The organism is Aeromicrobium duanguangcaii (assembly GCF_024508295.1).
GTDB lineage: Bacteria > Actinomycetota > Actinomycetes > Propionibacteriales > Nocardioidaceae > Aeromicrobium > Aeromicrobium duanguangcaii.
The window spans coordinates 2077755-2097927 of sequence record NZ_CP101990.1 but is presented as its reverse complement, the minus strand read 5'-3'; the positions used below and the strand labels follow the sequence as shown (position 1 = coordinate 2097927).

Annotated in this window: 18 protein-coding genes; 14 read left to right on the top strand and 4 right to left on the bottom strand. The window is 70.9% G+C overall.

The annotated features are described in order from the left end of the window. The first annotated feature begins 2 nt into the window (after positions 1-2). The 4 genes from NP095_RS10320 (at position 3) to NP095_RS10305 (ending at position 6125) form a co-directional block, all read left to right on the top strand. Positions 3-2645: a BTAD domain-containing putative transcriptional regulator gene (locus tag NP095_RS10320; RefSeq protein ID WP_232419039.1), complete on the top strand. Its 2643-nt coding sequence runs from the start codon at positions 3-5 to the stop codon at positions 2643-2645. Between the two features lie 81 nt (positions 2646-2726). Beyond that, complete coding sequence (locus NP095_RS10315; RefSeq protein ID WP_232419040.1) at positions 2727-3935, top strand: cysteine desulfurase family protein; 1209 nt, start codon at positions 2727-2729, stop codon at positions 3933-3935. After that, on the top strand, positions 3932-5029 hold the full coding sequence (gene mnmA / locus NP095_RS10310; protein ID WP_232419041.1) for a tRNA 2-thiouridine(34) synthase MnmA: 1098 nt from the start codon (positions 3932-3934) through the stop codon (positions 5027-5029). Before NP095_RS10315 ends, mnmA begins: the two co-directional genes overlap by 4 nt. A gap of 37 nt (positions 5030-5066) precedes the next feature. Continuing rightward, a complete protein-coding gene (locus NP095_RS10305; protein ID WP_232419042.1) occupies positions 5067-6125 on the top strand; it encodes an NAD(P)-binding domain-containing protein in 1059 nt (352 codons plus the stop codon). Here NP095_RS10305 and NP095_RS10300 read toward each other — a convergent pair. Then, the gene (locus NP095_RS10300) at positions 6113-6640 is read right to left on the bottom strand and encodes a GNAT family N-acetyltransferase (RefSeq protein ID WP_232419043.1); all 528 of its coding nucleotides are present in this window, start codon (positions 6638-6640) and stop codon (positions 6113-6115) included. The two genes, NP095_RS10305 and NP095_RS10300, sit on opposite strands and share 13 nt — an antisense overlap. Positions 6641-6681: 41 nt before the next feature. Between NP095_RS10300 and NP095_RS10295 the strand changes: the two genes are divergently transcribed. After that, a complete protein-coding gene (locus tag NP095_RS10295; RefSeq protein ID WP_232419044.1) occupies positions 6682-7614 on the top strand; it encodes a uroporphyrinogen decarboxylase/cobalamine-independent methonine synthase family protein in 933 nt (310 codons plus the stop codon). 79 nt (positions 7615-7693) lie between these two features. Here NP095_RS10295 and NP095_RS10290 read toward each other — a convergent pair whose 3' ends face one another. Continuing rightward, positions 7694-8695: a DNA topoisomerase IB gene (locus NP095_RS10290; protein WP_232419045.1), complete on the bottom strand. Its 1002-nt coding sequence runs from the start codon at positions 8693-8695 to the stop codon at positions 7694-7696. Between the two features lie 63 nt (positions 8696-8758). Between NP095_RS10290 and ligA the strand changes: the two genes are divergently transcribed. The 5 genes from ligA to gatB are packed head-to-tail and all read left to right on the top strand — an operon-like array spanning position 8759 to position 14982. Then, the gene (gene ligA, locus NP095_RS10285; protein ID WP_232419046.1) at positions 8759-11044 is read left to right on the top strand and encodes an NAD-dependent DNA ligase LigA; all 2286 of its coding nucleotides are present in this window, start codon (positions 8759-8761) and stop codon (positions 11042-11044) included. 23 nt (positions 11045-11067) lie between these two features. Beyond that, a complete protein-coding gene (locus NP095_RS10280) occupies positions 11068-11640 on the top strand; it encodes a hypothetical protein (protein WP_232419047.1) in 573 nt (190 codons plus the stop codon). 38 nt (positions 11641-11678) lie between these two features. Then, entirely contained in the window at positions 11679-11981 is a 303-nt protein-coding gene (gatC, locus tag NP095_RS10275; protein WP_146828496.1) for an Asp-tRNA(Asn)/Glu-tRNA(Gln) amidotransferase subunit GatC, read from the top strand. Next, a complete protein-coding gene (gene gatA, locus NP095_RS10270) occupies positions 11978-13483 on the top strand; it encodes an Asp-tRNA(Asn)/Glu-tRNA(Gln) amidotransferase subunit GatA (protein ID WP_232419048.1) in 1506 nt (501 codons plus the stop codon). Before gatC ends, gatA begins: the two co-directional genes overlap by 4 nt. Beyond that, on the top strand, positions 13480-14982 hold the full coding sequence (gene gatB, locus NP095_RS10265) for an Asp-tRNA(Asn)/Glu-tRNA(Gln) amidotransferase subunit GatB (RefSeq protein WP_232419049.1): 1503 nt from the start codon (positions 13480-13482) through the stop codon (positions 14980-14982). Before gatA ends, gatB begins: the two co-directional genes overlap by 4 nt. Before the next feature lie 6 nt (positions 14983-14988). Here the strand turns inward: gatB and NP095_RS10260 are convergent, their stop codons facing one another. Further along, on the bottom strand, positions 14989-16194 hold the full coding sequence (locus tag NP095_RS10260; protein WP_232419050.1) for an HNH endonuclease signature motif containing protein: 1206 nt from the start codon (positions 16192-16194) through the stop codon (positions 14989-14991). A 134-nt stretch (positions 16195-16328) separates the two neighbouring features. Here NP095_RS10260 and NP095_RS10255 point away from each other — a divergent pair, with 134 nt between their 5' ends. From NP095_RS10255 to NP095_RS10240, 4 genes are all read left to right on the top strand, one after another. Then, positions 16329-16619, top strand: a complete 291-nt coding sequence (locus NP095_RS10255) for a DUF1540 domain-containing protein (RefSeq protein ID WP_154597017.1) — start codon at positions 16329-16331, stop codon at positions 16617-16619. A gap of 47 nt (positions 16620-16666) precedes the next feature. Further along, positions 16667-17149 (top strand): pyridoxamine 5'-phosphate oxidase family protein, encoded by a 483-nt coding sequence (locus NP095_RS10250; RefSeq protein WP_232419051.1) that lies wholly within the window; start codon positions 16667-16669, stop codon positions 17147-17149. Between the two features lie 32 nt (positions 17150-17181). Next, positions 17182-18642, top strand: coding sequence for a protein adenylyltransferase SelO (locus tag NP095_RS10245; RefSeq protein WP_222865761.1), 1461 nt, complete (start codon positions 17182-17184; stop codon positions 18640-18642). Between the two features lie 439 nt (positions 18643-19081). Beyond that, complete coding sequence (locus tag NP095_RS10240; protein WP_154597020.1) at positions 19082-19522, top strand: hypothetical protein; 441 nt, start codon at positions 19082-19084, stop codon at positions 19520-19522. 159 nt (positions 19523-19681) lie between these two features. On the opposite strand, the gene NP095_RS10235 is transcribed toward NP095_RS10240, so the two are convergent. Next, positions 19682-20041: a hypothetical protein gene (locus NP095_RS10235; RefSeq protein WP_154597021.1), complete on the bottom strand. Its 360-nt coding sequence runs from the start codon at positions 20039-20041 to the stop codon at positions 19682-19684. Between the last annotated feature and the right edge of the window lie 132 nt (positions 20042-20173).

The window sequence follows — 20173 nt, the reverse complement described above, 5'->3', positions numbered from 1 at the left end:
CCATGACCGAACCCACCACCGCTCCGGACGCCTCGCGCTTCGAGTCGCTGGCCCCGCGTCACGACGACGAGACCCCGTCCGTCGCCGGACGCATCGGATCGGCGCTCGCGCTGCTGGGGCTGCTGATCGGTCTTCCGGTCGCCCTCGTCCTGCTCGGGGGCGCGCCGCCGATCCCGACCGAGGTCCCCGGCCTGCGCGACCTGGCTCGCCAGCTCGGCCCCGAGGACCTCGTGTCCGTCCTGGTCGCGATCGTGTGGCTGCTGTGGCTGGTCTTCGTCGTGTGTGTCGTGCTCGAGATCTTCGCGGCTCGACGGGGCGGCCTCGCCCGCACCGTCCCGCTGGCCGGGCCCCTGCAGCACCTGGCCCGCGCGCTCATCGGCGGCCTGCTGGTGACCGGCCTGGTCGCGGGTCCCGCGCAGGCCACGATGGCGTCGTCGGCCGACATCGCCCCCGCGTCCACGCCCGTGGCCACGGCCACCGTCGAGTCGGCGACCCCGGCGCCCGAGGAGAAGCCCAGCCGCGCCGACCGCGTCGAGAAGCGGCTCGAGGGCGAGCTCGTCTACACCGTCAAGGCGCCCAACGAGGGCTACCACGACAACCTGTGGGACATCGCCGAGCGGCACCTGGGCGACGGCTTCCGCTACAAGGAGATCTACGAGCTCAACAAGGACAAGGTCCAGCTCGACGGCCGCAAGCTCGAGCTGGCGCGTCTGATCCAGCCGGGTTGGCAGCTGATCATGCCCGCCGACGCCGTCGGCATCTCCCGCGTCGCGGTGCAGGAGGCCCCGGCGACTGCGCCGGCGCCCGCCCCGACCGGCAGTGACACCGCGGACGCGACCAGTGCGGACGCCGAGATGTCCGTCGCCCAGAACCAGTCCGAGACCGGTGCCTGGTGGATGGGCGCGGGCCTGCTCGCCAGCGGCCTGCTGGGTGCACTCGCGGTGTCCCGTCGTCGCCGTCCCGGCGGTGAGCCGAACGAGGCCGCCCGTGAGGCCGAGGCCGACCTGCGCCTCGCGGCAGACCCCGACCGGTCCCGGGTGCTCGAATCGGTCCTGCGCCAGCTGAGCGCCTCGTGCGAGGGCGCCGGGATCGCCGTTCCGTCGGCCTACGCTGCCGTGGTCGGTCATGACGAGATCGAGCTGCACCTCGCCCCGGCGGTCCCCGAGGCCGTCGCAGGCTGGGAGGCCGTCGACGGGGGAGCGGTGTGGCGTTTCGCCGACGACCTCGCGACTCTCGACCCGCCGGCCGACGCCGACCCCGCCTACCCCTCTCTGGTCAGCCTGGGCGTCGACAGCTCCGGCCGTGACGTCCTGGTCGACCTGGCGTCCTCCGGCGGACTCATCACGATCGGCGGCGACCTCCACGTCAGCAGCGAGGTCGTGACGTCCCTGGCCCTGCAGGCTGCGGTCAGCCCGTGGTCGCGCTCGGTCCGCGTGGTGGCCACGGGCCTACCGCCCGCCGTCGAGTCGGTGGCCGAGCGGATCTCGCTCGCGCCCGACGTCGAGTCCGCGGCGAGCCAGGTCGAGGCGGCGCGTGAGCAGGACGTGCTCACCGGCCGCCAGGTCGACGACGAGGTCACGGTCCTCGCGGTCGGCACCCAGGTCCCCGGCTTCGCGATGCAGCGCCTCGCCACGCTCGCCGGCTCGCGGTCCGGGCTGGCCGCCGTCGCGATCGGCGACCACGAGGCGGCTCGCTGGCGCCTGCACGTCGACGAGCACGGCACGCTCCACGTGCCCCAGCTCGGCCTGGCGGTGACCGCCAACCGGATCGGCGCTCACCACGCCGAGGCGGTGGCCTCGCTGTTCGCCTCGGCCGGTCTCACGACCCGCGAGGGCGACGGCGACCGCATCGCGATCTCGCTGCCGCGCCGTGACGCCGACGACGCCGCGTGGCTCACCGCCACGAGCCGCGTCGGTGTCCTCGGACCTGTCCTGGTCGACGGCCCGGGCGAGCAGACCGAGCGCCGCGCGGCGGTCCTGACCGAGATCGTCGCGTTCCTGGCCCTGCATCCCGAGGGCGTCCACCCGACGGTGCTGGCCGGTGCCGTGTGGCCCTTGGGCGTCACGCCCGAGGTGCGCGACGCCAACATCGAGCGGGCCCGGGTGTGGCTCGGCACCGACCGTGAGGGTCACCACCGCCTGCGCGAGAGCCTCGACGGCCGCCTGACGCTGGGTCCGGACGTCGTGTGCGACTGGGACGCCTTCCGCCACCTGGTGATCGCCAGCCGGCGGGCGGACTTCCCCCGCGACGAGATCGATCTGCTGCGCCGGGCGCTCAAGCTCGTGCGCGGTCCGGCCTTCGAGGACGCGCCCCGTGGCCGCTACGCGTGGGTGGCCACGCTCGACCTGCCGCGCACCATCGGCGAGCTGGCCATCGACGCCGCGATGCGCCTCGCCCAGCTGATGCAGGACGGCGGCGATCCCGCCGGTGCCGCGGCGGCGGCCGGTGCGGTGCTGCGGGTGTACCCGACGCACGAGGAGGCGTGGCGCATCGTGCTGCGCTCGCGTCATGCATCCGGTGGCACGGCGGGTGTGGCGGCAGCGGTGGATCAGCTGCACGCGGCGCTCGACGGCGAGCCGATGGACCCGACGACGGCCACGCTGGTCGACGAGCTGCTGCCCGGGGCTGGGTCGCAGATCTCCTGATCAGTCGACGCAGCCGCCGGAGCCGCTCCGAGAGCCCATGGGGCGGTGCCGTCGTTCAGGCCCCCCATTACGCTGAAGAGGATGACCACGACCCCCGATCGCGTCTACCTCGACCACGCGGCCACCACCGCGATGTGGCCCGAGGCGGTCGAGGTCATGCACGCCGAGCTCCTGCGCACCGGCAACCCGTCGAGCCTGCACGAGGCCGGCCGTCGCGCCCGCCGTGTCGTAGAGGAGTCGCGCGAGCTGATCGCCGAGCGACTTGGCGCCCGACCCAGCGAGGTCGTCTTCTGCTCCGGCGGCACCGAGGCGAACAATCTCGCCATCAAGGGCCTGTACTGGTCGCGCCGGTCGGCCGACCCGCGTCGTGACCGCGTCGTCTTCAGCTCGATCGAGCACCACGCCCTGCTCGACCCGGTCACCTGGCTCGCCGCCCACGAGGGCGCCCGCATCGACGTCACGCCCGTCGACCGCCAGGGCCGGGTGCGCCTGGACTCGCTGCGCGAGTCGATCGAGGCGAACCCCGAGGACGTCACGGCGATCACCACGATGTGGGCGAACAACGAGATGGGCACGATCCAGCCGGTCTCCGAGGTCGTCGAGATCGCCCGTCGCCACGGCATCCCCGTGCACTCCGACGCCGTCCAGGCCGCGGGCTACCTGCCCCTGGACTTCGGTGCGACCGGGCTCGACGCGATGACGGTGACGGCGCACAAGCTCGGCGGCCCCGTCGGTGTCGGCGCCCTGGTGATCCGCCGCGAGACCACGGCGACACCGCTGCTGCACGGCGGCGGCCAGGAGCGCGACCTGCGCTCGGGCACGCTCGGCGCGGCAATGATCGCCGGCTTCGCGACCGCCCTGGACCTCACCGTGCAGACCCAGGCCGAGACCTCCGCCCGCATCGAGTCGTTGCGCGCCCGGCTGGTCGAGGGCATCTCCCGGTTGATCCCCGACGCGGTGGTCAACGGCGACCCCGAGCCTGGACCGCAGCACCGGCTGCCGAACATCGCCCACGTGACGTTCCCCGGCTGCGAGGGCGACGCGCTGCTCATGCTGCTGGACGCCCAGGGCGTCGAGGTCTCGACCGGATCGGCGTGCCAGGCCGGCGTGCCGCAGCCCAGCCACGTCCTGCTGGCCATGGGGTTCGACGATGCCGCGGCCCGCGGCTCCCTGCGCTTCAGCCTCGGCCACACGTCCACCGAGGCGGACGTCGACCGACTGCTCGAGGTCCTGCCCGCCGTCCACGAGCGGGCCCGGACCGCCGGACTCGTGCGGAGCCGGACCCGATGAGGCTCATCGCGGCGATGTCCGGCGGCGTCGACTCCGCCGTCGCGGCCGCGCGTGCCGTCGACGCCGGTCACGACGTCACCGGCGTCCACCTCGCACTGAGTCGCAATCCCCGCTCGTACCGCTCGGGCGCCCGGGGCTGCTGCTCGATCGAGGACGCCGGCGACGCCCGCCGCGCGGCCGACGCGATCGGCATCCCGTTCTTCGTGTGGGACATGAGCGAGGAGTTCGCCGACGAGGTCGTCGACGACTTCATCGCCGAGTACACCGCCGGCCGCACGCCCAACCCGTGCCTGCGGTGCAACGAGAAGATCAAGTTCGCCGCCGTCCTGGAGCGGGCCGTGGCGCTCGGTTTCGACGGTGTCGTCACGGGCCACTACGCCCGGCTCGTCACGTCGGACGGACCCACCGGCGAGGTCGTCGAGCTGCACCGCGCGGTCGACCACGGCAAGGACCAGTCGTACGTGCTGGGCGTCCTCACCCAGGACCAGCTGCGCCGCTCGATCTTCCCCCTCGGCGACGACCCCAAGACGCTCGTGCGCGAGGAGGCGGCCCGTCGCGGCCTCCAGGTCGCGAACAAGCCCGACAGCCACGACATCTGCTTCATCGCCGACGGCGACAACGCGGGCTGGCTCGCCGACAAGCTCGGTCCGAAGCCCGGTCCCATCGTCGACGAGTCCGGTGAGCCCGTCGGCTCGCACGACGGCGCGTACGCCTTCACGATCGGGCAGCGCAAGGGCCTGCGCCTCGGCGTGCCCGCGCCCGACGGCAAGCCGCGCTTCGTCCTGGACATCGAGCCGGTCTCGGGCACCGTCACGGTGGGTCCCCGCGAGCACCTGGCGATCGACTTCATCGAGGGCATCAAGCCGCTGTGGTGCGCCGAGCCGCCGACCGAGACGCTCGAGTGCACCGTCCAGTTGCGGGCGCACGGCGACGAGCACCGCGCCACGGTCACGGTGGACGGGGACACCGTGCGGGTCGAGCTGCTCGATCCGGCCACGGGCATCGCTCCCGGGCAGGCGTGCGTGATCTACGAGGGCACCCGCGTGGTCGGGTCGGCCACGATCGCGCGCACCAGCCGCACCGTCGCCGCCTGACGGGAATCGGGGCCGCGCCCGGGTGGTTGAGGCTGACGTGTGGGACAGCATCGTCATCGGAGCCGGTCAGGCGGGACTGTCGACGTCGTTCCACCTGAGGCGACTCGGGGTTCCGCACGTGGTGCTCGACGCCAACCCGCATCCCGGCGGCGCCTGGCAGCACCGGTGGGACGCCCTGACGATGGCCGACGTGAACGGCATCGCCGACCTGCCGAACGCGCCGCTGCCCCCGGCGGACGGACCCGAGCGGGCCAACGTGTTCGTGCCCGGCTACTTCAGTGACTACGAGCGCCATCACGACCTGCCGGTCGAGCGTCCGGTCGTGGTCCGCGCGGTGCTTGACGACGGCGGTGTCCTGCGCGTCGAGTCGAAGGACGGCCGCACGTGGCACAGCCGCACACTCGTGAACGCCACGGGAACCTGGCGTCGCCCGTTCCTGCCGCACTACCCGGGCCGTGAGTCCTTCCGGGGCGAGCAGCTGCACACGAGCGAGTTCCCGGCCCCCGAGCACTTCCGCGGCAAGCGGGTCCTGGTCGTGGGCGGGGGAATCTCCGCCGTGCAGTTCCTCGGTCTCCTGCGGCCGATCACCGACACGGTGTGGGTGACCCGTCGTGAGCCGGTCTGGCACACCGGCGAATTCGACGAGCAGGCCGGGCGCGAGGCCGTCGCCCGGGTCGAGGAGCGGGTCCGCCGAGGGCTGCCGCCGCGCAGCGTCGTCAGCGTCACCGGGCTGCTCCTGCGGCCACAGGAGCAGGAGGCCGCGCGACTGGGCGCCTATGAGCGTCGGCCGATGTTCGAGCGGATCGAGCCCGACGGTGTGCGCTGGGCGGGCGGCACCTTCGAGCCCGTTGACGCGATCATCTGGGCGACCGGCTTCCGGCCCGATGTCGAGCAGCTCGCGCCCCTGCACCTGCGCTCGCCCTGGGGCGGGATCCAGCTCGGCGACACCCTCGCGACCTCGACGACGGCGGTCGCGGACCCGCGGATCCAGTTGGTCGGGTACGGCCCCTCGGCCTCGACGATCGGCGCGAACCGGGCCGGCCGGGTCGCCGCGCGAGCCGTGGCCCGACAGCTGGAGCCGGCTCAGGCCAGCTGACGCTCCAGCACGAGGTCGTCCTCCGTGTTGCCACCGACCACGAACCGTCGCTCGCCGACGACCTCGAAGCCGTGCTTGGCGTAGAAGCGCTGGGCGCGGGCGTTCCGGCCGTTGACGCCCAGCCACACGCTGGCGGCGCCGGCCCGGCGCGCAGATTCGATGACCGCCTCCATGAGCTGCGAGGAGACGCCCGTGCCGTGGGCGGCGGGATCGGCGTAGCACTTGCTGAGCTCGGCGGTGGGACGGTGGCGCACGAGGGCGGCCAGGTGCTCGTCGTACGGCTCGCGCGAGAACGTCAGCGTGTAGCCGACCAGACCGCCGTCGTCCTCGGCCACCAGGACCTGCGCCACCGGATCGGCGAGGTACTCCTCGAAGCGCGCGACCGTGAGGTGCTCGGCGATGAAGGCGTCCATGCTCTCCTGCGGCATGTCCGGCGGGCAGGCCAGCGGGAACGTGCGGGCCGCGAGTTCGGCCAGCTCGGGCAGGTCGGCGGTCGTGGCGGGTCGGACGGTCACGCGACGATCCTCCCAGCAGCGTCGTGGGGGACAATCGAGGCATGCGTGCTACAGGGATCGGATCGATGCCGGGCGAGGAGTTCGCACCGGTCGCCCGGTACGTCGCCGACACCTTCGGAGCCGACGGGATCGTGTTCGTGCCCGAACTGCCCGGCCGCGGTGCGCCGTCGGGGATGCTCGGTCGCACGCTCGGCCTGGTGCCGCTGCCGATCGACCTCCAGCCCGCGGGCTGGCGCCTCGCTCCGGGCGAGGGCATGGACCAGCGCCGGGCCCGCTCGGCCCTGCGTCAGGACCTCGACCTCATGGAGGAGCTGCTGGCCGGACAGGACGTCCGGGTCAAGCAGCAGATCGTCGGACCGTTGAGCCTCGCCGCCACCGTCGAGCGTCCTCGCGGCGACAAGGTCGTGGCCGATCACGGCGCGCGCCGCGAGCTCTCCGAGGCCCTGGCCCAGGCCGTCGGCGACCACGTCGCCGAGCTGCGTCGCCGGTTCTCCGGCGAGCTGACCGTGCAGGTCGACGAGCCCGCGATCAGCGCGGTCCTGTCCGGATCCATCCCCACCGCCAGCGGCTTCGGCCGGCACCGCTCGATCGACGCGCCGGTCGCCGACGCGCTGCTGAAGCCGGTCGTCGAGGCTATTCGAGCCGCGGGCGCGCGACCGGTCGTGCACACCTGCGCCCCGGACGTGCCGGTCGGCCTGCTGACCGGCGTGGGGTTCGAGGCGATCGCCTTCGACGTGTCCCTCGCCAGCCCGTCCGACGACTGGTCCGAGGCGTTCGAGGCGGGCACCGACCTGTGGTTCGGCGGCGCCGACGCCCCGCGGCTCGAGGACTTCATGGGCCGGCTCGGCTTCGCGGTCGAGTCGTTCGCGGGCCGCGGTGCCGTGACTCCCGCCTGCGGCCTCGCCGGTCACACCCCGCCCGACGCCCGCCGCGCCCTCGAGACGGCTGTGTCTGCAGCCGCCTCCTTCGGCTGATTCCCGAGATTTGCTCCGATTTTCACCTTTCAGAGGTCCTGAAAGGACGGTTTGGGAGCAAATCTCGTGATGGTCGGGGTCAGTCGGCCTTGCGCAGCAGGCGCAGCGTCTCGCGCTCGATCGCGTGGCGTCGCTCCACCGGGTCGTCGGCGTTCTCGAACGACTGCCGGGCGATCACCGTGCCCGACTCGTAGAGGCTGATCAGGCGCGGATCGACGTAGGAGCTGCGGACGACGGTGGGCGTGTTCCCGAGGGCGAGGGAGACCTCGGTCATCGCCGAGCGCACGGCGCGGTCGCGTGATGCCTTCGTGTCGCCGGGCTCGTCAGACAGCGACAGCACCTCGGCAGCCAGCACGGTGCCGGCCCAGGTGCGCAGGTCCTTGGCGCTGATCTCCAGGCCCGTCTGATCGCGCAGGTACGTGTTCACGTCGGAGGAGTCGAGCGAGTACCGGGTCCGGTTCGCGAGGTACTCGAGCAGCCGGGGTCCGCCGCCTCGGCGACGGCGCATGCGGTTGATCGCGTCGACGACGGGCTCGTCCTCCAGCACGACCTGGTGCTCGACGCCCGACTTGCCGACGAAGGCGAACAGCAGGGTGTTGCCCTTGGCGCGCACGTGGCGACGCTCGAGGGTGGTCAGGCCGAAGCTGCCCTGGCGCGCGTAGACGTCGTTGCCGACGCGGAACGAGCCCGAGTCGAGCATGCGCACGGCGACCGCCGCGGCGTGCTCGCGCGAGGAGTCGTGCGCGGTGATGTGATCGGTCACGAGGGCGCGCAGCTTCGGCAGCTCGGTCGCGATCCGGCTGATCCGGTCGAACTTCTCGAGGTTGCGTCGGTGCACCCACTCCGGGTGATAGATGTACTGCGTCCGGCCCGCCTCGTCGATGCCGGTGGCCTGCAGGTGGCCGTGGGGCCACGGGCAGATCCACACGTCCTGCCAGGCCGGCGGGATGACGAGGGCTTCGACGCGCTCGCGGGCCTCGCCGGTGATGACCTGGCCGTCCTCGTCGAGGTACGTCCAGCCGCGTCCGGCCCGTCGGCGGGTCCACCCGCGAGTGCGGGTCGTCACCCGGCGCAGTCTCATGTTCCGCACCTTAGATCGGCCGGCGTCAGCGGCAAGTCGGACGCCCGCACTAGGCTCGTCGCCATGGCGGAATCGCGTGAGGAAGCAGTGCCCGAGGAAGATCCGGGGGTCGAGGCGGCCCGTGCCGAGGCCGCCGAGCTGACCGAGCAGATCGAGGGCGCACGCAACGCCTACTACGGTCAGGACACCTCGCTGGTCGACGACGCCACGTACGACGGCTGGATGCACCGCCTGGAGGAGTTGGAGCGGCTCCACCCCGAGCTGCAGGGCCAGGACTCGCCGACCATCAACGTGGGTGCGGCCACTGGGGCCTCGGCGCTGCCGCCGATCGAGCACGCCGAGCGGATGCTCAGCCTCGACAACGTCTTCTCGCCCGACGAGCTGCGCGAGTGGTGCGCCAAGACCCAGCGCGCGGCCGGCCGCCAGGTGCGCTGGCTCACCGAGGCCAAGATCGACGGCCTGGCGATCAACCTGCGCTACGAGAACGGCGTGCTCACGTCGGCCGCCACCCGCGGCGACGGTCGCGTGGGCGAGGACGTCACCGTCAACGCGGTCCGGGTCGAGGGCATCCCCGAGAAGCTCGCGGGCGAGGGCCACCCGCCCCTGGTCGAGGTGCGCGGTGAGGTCTTCATCGGCATCGAGGAGTTCGAGCGCCTCAACGCCTTCCAGGCCGAGCTGCGCGAGCGGGCCACCGCCGAGGCGATGGCCCGCGGCGTCAGCGAGGAGCGCGCCACCGCCAGTGCCGCCCGCAAGTTCCCGGCCTTCGCCAACCCCCGCAACGCGGCCAGCGGCGGTCTGCGCCAGCAGCTCGACAAGAAGTCCGGGCTCGAGCTGGAGGCCGGGCAGGAGCGCATCGCCGTGCTGGCCCTCTACGTGCACGGCATCGGCGCGTGGGAGCGTCCGCCGGTCTCGGCCCAGAGCGAGGTCTACGACCTGCTCCAGCAGTGGGGCCTGCCCACCAGTCCGAACACGCGCGTCCTCGACAGCGTCGACGACGTGCTGGCGAGGGTCGAGGAGCTCGGCGGTCAGCGCCACTCGCTCCAGCACGAGATCGACGGACTCGTGGTCAAGGTCGACGAGCTCGCCCTGCACCCCGAGCTCGGCGAGACCAGCCGCGCCCCGCGCTGGGCGATCGCCTACAAGTACCCGCCCGAGGAGGTCCAGACGACGCTGCTGGACATCGTCGTCTCGGTCGGACGCACCGGGCGTGCGACGCCGTACGCCCGGATGGAGCCGGTCCGGGTGGCCGGCAGCGTCGTGCGGCAGGCCACCTTGCACAACCAGGACGTGGTCAAGGCCAAGGGCGTGCTGATCGGCGACACCGTCGTGCTGCGCAAGGCCGGCGACGTCATCCCCGAGGTGCTCGGTCCGGTCGTCGAGCGTCGCGACGGCAGCGAGCACGCCTTCGTCATGCCCGAGAAGTGCCCCGAGTGCGGCACCCCGCTGCGCCCGATGAAGGAGGGGGACAAGGACCTGCGCTGCCCGAACGCGCGCACGTGTCCCGCCCAGGTGCGCGGCCGGGTCGAGCACGTCGGCTCGCGCGGCGCGCTCGACATCGAGGCGCTCGGCGAGGTCACGGCGGCCGCGCTCACCCAGGGCAAGGGCGCCCCGCTCGACTCCGAGGCCGGACTGTTCTCGCTCACGATCGACCAGCTCGTGCCGATCGAGGTCGAGGTGCGCGACGCCGAGACCGGCGAGCCGAAGCTCGACGACAAGACCGGCGAGCCCGTCGTCCGCACCCCGTTCCGAGTCAAGACCGGCGACCCGTCCAAGCAGGCCCAGGTGCTGCTCGACGAGCTCGAGAAGGCCAAGACCAAGGACTTCTGGCGTCAACTGGTGTCGCTCAACATCCGCCACGTCGGCCCGGTCGCCGCGCGAGCGCTGGCCCAGTACTTCGGCTCGATCGAGGCGATCCGGGCCGCGTCCCGCGAGGAGCTGGCGGCGGTCGAGGGCGTCGGCGGGATCATCGCCGACTCGGTCATCGAGTGGTTCGAGGTCGACTGGCACGTGGAGATCGTCGACCAGTGGAAGGCCGCCGGGGTCCGCTTCGCGATCCCCGACCATCCCGGCCCGGGTGCGGCGTCGACGGCCGGGGGCGTGCTCGACGGCCTCACCGTCGTGGTCACCGGCGGTCTCGAGGACTTCACCCGGGACTCCGTCAAGGAGGCGATCATCGCCGCCGGCGGCAAGGCCTCGGGCTCGGTCAGCAAGAAGACCGACTACGTCGTCGTGGGCGAGAACGCGGGCTCCAAGGCTGCCAAGGCCGAGGAGCTCGGCCTGACCATCCTCAACGAGGCGCAGTTCAAGAAACTGCTCGCCGGAGGTCCGGACGCTCTCGCCGGGGATTGATGCTGATGTGCCGGCGGCGGGCGATGAACCAGGGCCCCCGGGTCGTCGCCCTGGGCATCTCCCTTGTGCTGCTGGTGCCTCTCGCGGGGTGCTGGGGAGAGGACGACAGGACCACGCCCGTCCCCGAGCTCACCGCACCGACGAAGGGGACGGAGGACGGAGGCTGGAACCAGTCGGCCAGACCCGAGCGCCCGAAGGACGTGAAGTCCGAGCAGGGCCTGCGCGCCTACGTCGACTACGTCGTATCGGTGGGCCCGTACTCCTTCGCCAGCCGGGATCCCTCCGTGCTCGCGGATCTCGGCGACCCTGCGACGTGCGTGCCGTGCGCCCAGGCAAAGAACCTCAGCGAGTTCTACGCCCAGGAGGTCCACCTCTACGAAGACCGGCCGACTCTCCGGGTCCTGTCGCTCGACACTCTGCCGTTGGCGGACAGGTTCGTCGTGGAGACCGAGATCCACGTTCCGCCCTCGCAGCGGCTCGACCCGAGGAGCGGTGCGGCCAGGGCAGAGGAGCCGGAGAAGACCTACCCGGTCAGGTTCGAGGTCATGTGGGCCGACGGGCGCTGGGAGCTGATCAACTACGGGCCGTCGTACTGAGTGCCGGTGGTCGGACGTGGCTCACTAGGATGGGGACCATGTCGTCACCCGAGATCTCCCGCGATGACGTCGCCCATCTGGCGAGTCTTGCGCGGATCGATTTGTCCGAGTCCGAGCTCGATCGCCTGGGTGCCGAGCTGCCCGCGATCCTCGACTACGTCCAGGTCGTCCAGCAGGCCGCCGGCGACGATGTCCCTGCCATGAGCCACCCCGTGCCGGTCACCAACGTGTTCCGGCCCGACGAGGTGACACCGAGCCTGACGCCCGAAGCGGCGCTCGCCGGTGCTCCCGCCAGCGAGGAGCAGCGCTTCCTCGTGCCCAAGATCCTGGGAGAAGAATGACCGACATGCTCCGCTCCACCGCGGCCGACATCGCTGCGGCGCTCGCCGACGGCTCCGTGACCTCGGTCGAGGTCACCCAGCAGCACCTCGACCGCATCGGTGCGGTCGACGGCGAGATCCACGCCTACCTGCACGTCGACGCCGAGGGCGCCCTCGCGACGGCCGCCGACATCGACCGCCGCCGTGGCGACGGTGAGTCGCTGCACGGCCTCGCCGGTGTCCCGATCGCCGTCAAGGACGTCCTGACCACCACGGGCCTGCCCACCACGTGCGGCTCGAAGATGCTCGAGGGCTGGATCCCGCCCTACGACTCCACCGTCGTGGCGAAGCTGAAGGCCGCGGGTCTGCCGATCCTGGGCAAGACCAACATGGACGAGTTCGCGATGGGCTCGTCCACCGAGCACTCGGCGTACGGCCCCACCCGCAACCCGTGGGACACCAACCGGATCCCCGGCGGCTCCGGCGGCGGCTCGGCCGCCGCGGTGGCCGCGTTCGAGGCCCCGCTGGCGATCGGCACCGACACCGGCGGCTCGATCCGTCAGCCCGGCGCTGTCACCGGCACGGTCGGCGTCAAGCCCACCTACGGCGGCGTCTCCCGCTACGGTCTCGTGGCGATGGCCAGCAGCCTCGACCAGGCCGGCCCCGTCACCCGCACGGTCCTCGATGCGGCGCTGCTGCACGAGGTCATCGGCGGTCACGATCCCCGCGACTCCACGAGCCTGAACGTGCCGGTCCCGCCCGTCGTCGCGGCCGCCCGCCGTGCGGACGTGGCCGGACTGCGCATCGGCGTCATCAGCGAGCTCGGCGGCGAGGGCTTCCAGCCCGGCGTCCGCCAGCGCTTCGAGGAGTCGATCGAGCTGCTGGCGAAGGCCGGCGCCGAGATCGTCGAGGTCTCGTGCCCCAGCTTCGTGCACGCCCTGGCCGCGTACTACCTGGTCATGCCGAGCGAGGTCAGCAGCAACCTGGCCAAGTTCGACGCCATGCGTTACGGCCTGCGGGTCATGCCCGAGGGCATCGCCGACCCCAGCGCCGAGCAGGTCATGGCCGCGTCCCGCGACGCCGGTTTCGGCGACGAGGTCAAGCGCCGCATCATCCTGGGCACCTACGCGCTGTCCAGCGGCTACTACGACGCCTACTACGGCTCGGCCCAGAAGGTCCGCACGCTCATCGCGCGCGACTTCGAGGCCGCGTTCGAGCAGGTGGACGTGCTCGCCTCGCCGACGTCCCCGGCCGTGGCCTGGCCGCTGGGCGAGAAGCTCGACGACCCGCTGGCGATGTACGCCCAGGACATCGCGACGATCCCGGCCAACCTCGCAGGCGTCCCCGGCATCTCGCTGCCGATCGGCCTGTCCGAGGGTCTGCCGGTGGGGATGCAGTTCCTGGCCCCCGCCATGGCCGACGACCGCCTGTACAACGCCGCCGCCGCCCTCGAGCGGTTCGTCGCCGAGCGCGACGGCCGTCCGTTCGCCGCGCAGGCTCCCGAGTTGGAGGTCGCCCGATGAGCGCCACTGCCACGAAGCTCGTCCCGTTCGAGGAAGCGCTGACCCGCTACCAGCCGGTGATGGGTCTGGAGATCCACGTCGAGCTCAACACGAACACGAAGATGTTCTGCGGCTGCCCGACCGAGTTCGGCGCCGAGCCGAACACGCAGATCTGCCCGGTGTGCCTGGGCCTCCCGGGTGCGCTGCCGGTGGTCAACGCGAAGGCTGTCGAGTCCGCGATCCGCATGGGTCTGGCGCTCAACTGCGAGATCGCCGAGTGGTGCCGCTTCGCGCGGAAGAACTACTTCTACCCGGACATGCCGAAGAACTTCCAGACGTCGCAGTACGACGAGCCGATCGCGTTCGACGGCTTCATCGACGTGGACGTCGACGGCGAGACGTACCGGATCCAGATCGAGCGCGCGCACATGGAGGAGGACACCGGCAAGTCGCTGCACGTCGGCGGCAGCACGGGTCGCATCCACGGTGCCGATCACTCGCTGCTGGACTACAACCGCGCCGGCATCCCGTTGATCGAGATCGTCACCCGCACGATCGAGGTCCCCGGCGACAAGGCGCCCGCGGTCGCGCGTGCGTTCGTCAACCAGATCCGCGACCTCATGGTGGCGCTGGGCGTCTCCGACGCCCGCATGGACCAGGGCTCGATGCGTGCCGACGTGAACCTCTCGCTCAAGCCGCTCGGCTCCGACCAGCTGGGCACGCGCACCGAGACCAAGAACGTCAACTCGTTCCGCTCGGTCGAGCGGGCCGTGCGGTACGAGATCGGCCGCCACGCGGCGATCCTCGACGCCGGCGGCTCGATCCTGCAGGAGACGCGTCACTTCCACGAGTCCGACGGCACCACGTCCGCCGGCCGCCCGAAGTCCGACGCCGACGACTACCGCTACTTCCCCGAGCCGGACCTCGCGCCCGTCGCTCCGGACCCGGCCTGGGTCGAGGAGCTGCGCGGCACGCTGCCCGAGCCGCCGGCCGAGCGCCGCAAGCGCCTGCAGTCCGAGTGGGGCTTCAGCGATCTGGACATGCGCGACACGGTCGGTGCGGGCGCGCTCGACCTCGTCGTCGAAACGATCGCCGCGGGCGCGACGCCCCAGTCCGCCAAGAAGTGGTGGCTGGGCGAGCTGGCCCGCACGGCCAACGAGCAGGGCACCGATCTGCAGGCGCTGGCGATCACGCCGGCCCAGGTGGCGCAGATCCAGGGCCTCATCGACGCCAAGCGGATCAACGACAAGCTGGCCCGTCAGGTCTTCGAGGGGGTGCTGGCCGGCGAGGGCGATCCCGAGGCGGTCGTCGTCGCCCGCGGCCTCGAGGTCGTGTCCGACGACGGAGCCCTCGGCGACGCCGTCGACCGCGCCATCGCCAACGATCCCGACGCGGCGCAGAAGATCCGCGACGGCAAGCAGGCTGCGGCCGGTGCGCTGATCGGCTTCGTGATGAAGGAGATGCGCGGTCAGGCCGACGCCGGCCGGGTGCGCGAGCTCATCATCGAGAAGCTCTCCTGAGCGCGCTCAGGCGATGAGGCGGGCGGGGTCGACCATGTCGATCACCGTCACCACTGGCGGGCACGGCAGGTAGCGCTCGACATAACGCCGGGGCGGGTCGAGGTAACGGTCGTCGAGGTGACCGTGTGACTTCATGTTGTGGTGCTTGCGACACAGGCATCTGAGGTTCGCACCCGAGGTCTCGCCGCCGGAGTCGTAGTCGATCGCGTGGTCCTGATCTGTCTCGTGGACGGGTGCCCGGCACCCGGCCACGCGGCAGGTGCCGTCCCGCCAGCGGAGCGCTTGCCTAAGTGACTGTGGTGGTCGGTAGCTGAGGACCGTGGTGTCGAGCACCTGACCGATCGGGTCGAGGACGAGCCGACGCAGGACGGCGTGCTCGGACTGTGCCAGCTCGCGGACCCACTCGCTGCCGACCGGCTCGCCGTCGAGGGTGAGGCCAGGCCCGTCGGTGAGCCCGATGAGGTCGGTGGCGGCGATGCTGATGGCGATCTCGGCGCGGATGTCGGTGGCGGTGCCCTCGGAGCACGTGAGCCAGTGCGCGAGCAGGTCGGCCATCTTCTGGTCGCGGGTGCGGCGGTCCTTCTCGTCGGTCTCGGGATCGATCGAGGGGAGTGCCTTGGCGGCCTTGCGCAGGCGGTCGCCGACGGCGATGGCCACCCCCGTGGGCAGCAGCGCGTTGAGCCAGCTGGTGCCGTCGTCGTTGTGCGTGATGGACACGCGCCGGTCCTCGACCGCCTTGGCCGTCTCGGCTTTCGTCTCCTCAGGCTCGAGCCGGGCGCGCAGGCGTCGCAGCCAGGACCGGAGTTCGCTGACGGTGTGGGTGGCGGCGTACTCGGGAGCGGAGTGCTCGAGCATCGTCCACGCCGCACGGGTCTGGAGTCGCTCGGCACAGTCGGCGATCGCGGAGACGCGCGCCGCATCGAGGTCGCCCGCACGGAACGCCTCCCACACTGCTGGCGTGCGCTCGCGGAGCATCCGGCTCTCGAAGACGATCGCCCAGATCGTGCGCTCGGTGACATGCAGGGCCTGAGCCAATTCGAGCACGACCTCGCGCCGGGCGAGCTCCTTGGACAGCACGAGGTCGTCGGTGCGGTCGATCTCGGCCGTCTGTCGGTCGTGGTGACCGACGATGAGCGACCACTCCTCGAAGTCCGCGATCGCGCGTCGACGGCGCGCGGCGTCACACGCGACGGCGATGCGGTTCGGGCTCATGGGTCCAACGTAGTGGGCCCCACCGACAGAACTCCTCGACGCCGACGAACTGCCGAATTGGCCGTGTTCTGAGTCTTCCCTCAGTCAGGGGGTGCAGTCGTACCGTCGAAACAGGACCATCGCTGGAGGCGACCATGTCGATCAAAGAACTGCCACTCGTCCACGACTGCGCTGTCGCAGGGTGCTCGTACAACGCCGACCAGGAGTGTCACGCCGGGGCGATCAACATCACCGGCTCCGACGCCGGCTGCGGGACGTTCATCGACATCAGCGTCTCCGGTGGCCTGCCCACCGCGACCGCGTCGGTCGGCGCGTGCCACCGCTCGGACTGCACCCACAACGACGCGCTGGAGTGCCACGCCGACTCGATCCGCGTCGGTCCCGGCGCCGACGTGGCGGACTGCCTGACGTACCAAGTCGCCTGAGCCGTCTCCGGGAGGCGCGAGCCCGACGCGCATGTGAAGGTCGATGAATGACCACTCACGACGACCAGCTCGAGACCGTCACCAAGATCATGCGCGACGCCCGGATCGCCGTCCTGACATACGTGTCCCGTGAGGGTGCGCTCGTGTCCACGCCCATGGGCGTGCAGGACTTCGAGCACCCCGGCACGACGTGGTTCCTCACGGAGCAGAGCAGCGAGAAGGTGCAGGCACTCGAGGCGGACCCGCGGGTGAACGTGGCCTACTCCAGCGACGCGGGCTGGGTCTCGCTCAGCGGCACCGCGCACGTCGAGCAGAACCGCGGCAAAGTCGAGGACCTGTGGGACGCCTCGTCCGGCGCGTTCATGTCCGGCAGCCCCGAGGACCCCGGCAACATCGCCCTGCGCATCGACGGCACCACCGCCGAGTACTGGGAGTCCCCGGGCAAGGTCACCGCGGCCGTCCAGCTGGCGAAGGGCCTCGTCACCGACAAGCAGCCCGACCTGGGGGACAGCGGCACTGTTCAGCTTTGAGCGTGCCTCGTGACGTCCGTACGCTGGACGGGGTGACGACAACTCCCGTGACGGCACCACTCTCGAACCGCTTTGCCGCTGAGTTCCCGGAGTTGGCTGTGCCGTGGCGGGGCGAGGAGACACCGGACCCGAACGTGCTGGTGCTCAACGATCTGTTGGCCGCCGATCTCGGCCTGGACGCGGCCGCACTCCGGGCGCCCGACGGTGTCGGACTCCTCACCGGCACGTCGGTGCCGCCGGATGCCACGCCGGTCGCCCAGGCATACGCCGGTCACCAGTTCGGCGGCTACTCGCCGCGGCTGGGCGATGGCCGGGCACTGCTGATGGGCGAGCTGACCGACCGCGAGGGACGGCTCCGCGATCTTCACCTGAAGGGTTCCGGGCGTACGCCGTTCTCGCGCGGCGGCGACGGGCTGGCCGCCGTCGGGCCCATGCTGCGGGAGTACGTGATCAGTGAAGCGATGCATGCCCTCGGTGTGCCCACGACGCGCTCGCTGGCGGTCGTCGCCACCGGACGCGACGTGCGTCGCGAGACGATGCTGCCCGGAGCCGTGTTGGCGCGGGTGGCGGGCAGTCACCTCCGCGTGGGCACGTTCCAGTTCGCCGCTTCGACCGGCGACGTGGGGCTGCTGCGACGTCTCGCCGACCACGCGATCGAGCGCCATCACCCGACAGCCGCGTCTGCCGACAATCCGTACCGGGCGCTGTTCGAGGCCGTGGTCGAGGCGCAGGCCGACCTCGTGGCCCGGTGGATGCTCATCGGGTTCGTCCACGGCGTCATGAACACCGACAACATGACGATCTCCGGCGAGACGATCGATTACGGGCCGTGCGCGTTCATCGAGGCGTACGACCCCGGCGCGGTCTACAGCTCGATCGACGTCGGCGGCCGCTACGCCTACGGCAACCAGGCCGCGATCGCCCAGTGGAACCTCGCGCGGTTCGCGGAGACGCTCCTGCCCCTGATCGCGCAGGACCAGGACACCGCCGTCGAGCTCGCGATGGAGTCGCTCGGCAGGTTCGCCACGAGGTACACGGCCACGTATGCGGCGGGTCTGCAGGCGAAGCTCGGTCTTCCCGTGGGCCTGGAGGACGCAGTCGCGGTGAAGCTGGGGGAGGAGCTGCTCGATCTCCTGCACAGCAACCACGTCGACTGGACCAGCGGCTTCCGCGCGCTGGCCTCGGCAGCCCGCGGTGATGCCGAGCCCTTCCGGGGACTGTTCGTCGACTTGGCAGCGATCGACGAGTGGCTGCTGCGCTGGCAGGCGGTCGGACCCGACCCGGTCGCGATGGACCGCGCCAATCCCATCTACATCCCACGCAACCATCTGGTGGAGGAGGCGCTCGACGCCGCCACGGGCGGTGATCTCGGTCCGGTTCAGCAGCTGTTGCAGGTCATTCAGCGCCCGTTCGAGGAGCGTCCGGGGCTGGAGCGATACGCCAAACCAGCACCAGATGACTTTGGTCGCTACACCACTTACTGCGGCACCTGAGGGCTCGCGCAACTTCCGGCCCCTAATAGCGGCGGAATGACGCACAACTTGACTGGCCGGAGGGCGGCCGGATCCTGCTCTCGAGCACGGGAGAGCGGCCCACGCCGTGCCTGCCCGGGACGGCGTCATTGCACGTGGTGACCGCAGATCCGGACGTGGTGCTGGCCCGGGCGCTCGAGTTGGAGGCGAGGGTTGTGCGCGAGATCGTCGACCAGACCGACTATCAATCGCGTGACTTCACGGTGGCCGACCCTGACGGCAACCATTGGACCTTCGCAACGTTCGCGGGTTAAGCGGACCAGGCGGTTCCCTATCGACAACCTGACATCGGCGCGAGCCCGGCACGGCCCCCGAGCGCACGTGTCGCCCATCAAGCGGCGGATAGACGCGACAGCCGTGTGCGATGGCATGGCGGCCATCTTCTCCGGCACCATGAGGCATGGACTCATTCAGGCGCCGAGCCCGTCGTGAACGTGCCGAAGCCTCCGAGCGTGCGCAAGACGAGGTTCAGCGGGCCGTCCACGACATTGCGGGCCCGGTGCTGCATCGCTACGGATTCTGGTTCGGCACACAGGGTTGGAGCCCTTCAACGACCACCTCGGTCCTGTACGAGGCCGAGACCAGCGACCTCTACGAGCACGTGCCCGCGGACCTCCGACTTCCGAGCCGTTCCTACGAAGGTGTGCTCAGTGTCGAGCTCTGGATCAACGTCGACAGCAGCCTGGGAACGTGCGAACTGACCCTCAGCCACCTCCGCGACGGCCACTGGTCCCAGTTCACTCCCACCGCCGATCACTGGAACGCCGAAATCGCAGCAGCCGTCCACGACGTCATCCGCGAGTTCGACCATCTGCTACGCCAGCATCGTCCAGCTTCGTAGCCGCGTCGTCGAAATCGCGCCGGAATGCACGGCCGCTTGCGGAACGCTACGCGTTGGAATGACTCATTTCCGAGCTCGTGGGTATGAGTCCACCCATCATCTTCGCGAGTGGTCCGGGTCGGCGGTGTCGCTCGATAGGAGGGTTGAGGGCTCTGTCAATTAGGGACTGAACGTCTGCCGCTCGGTGAGATATAACATCGCGCTCATCTCGGCGAGGTTCACGGTTGGCACAACGCAAGCTGTCGTCATTCCGGCCTGGAATTGCTCGATGAGAGAGTCAGCGGGGAGCCCGGTTCCGCCATCGCCGTTGTTTCGAGCCCCGGTGAGCATGTCAGCCGCCGCGGCGAACTGTTGCGCGTCGGTCATCGCGCTGTTCCAGTCTTCGCACGTCGTCTCCGAATAAGACTTCGTCCACGTCTGGGTGTACTTGTCCGTTTCATCACTCGAGCTCCCGTCGCTCGAGGCGGTGCATCCCGCGAGCGAGATTGCACACGCAATCGTCACGAGGAGTGTGCGCATGCTCGAGTGTTTCATCAGGCGGGCGCCTAGATCGGTGGATTGAGGATCTCCTTGCGACAGATTCTGCTGCATTCTGGGCGATAGGACGCGGTCTGAATGGGGGCGAACTGCTACCCGTCAGCCATGCCCGTC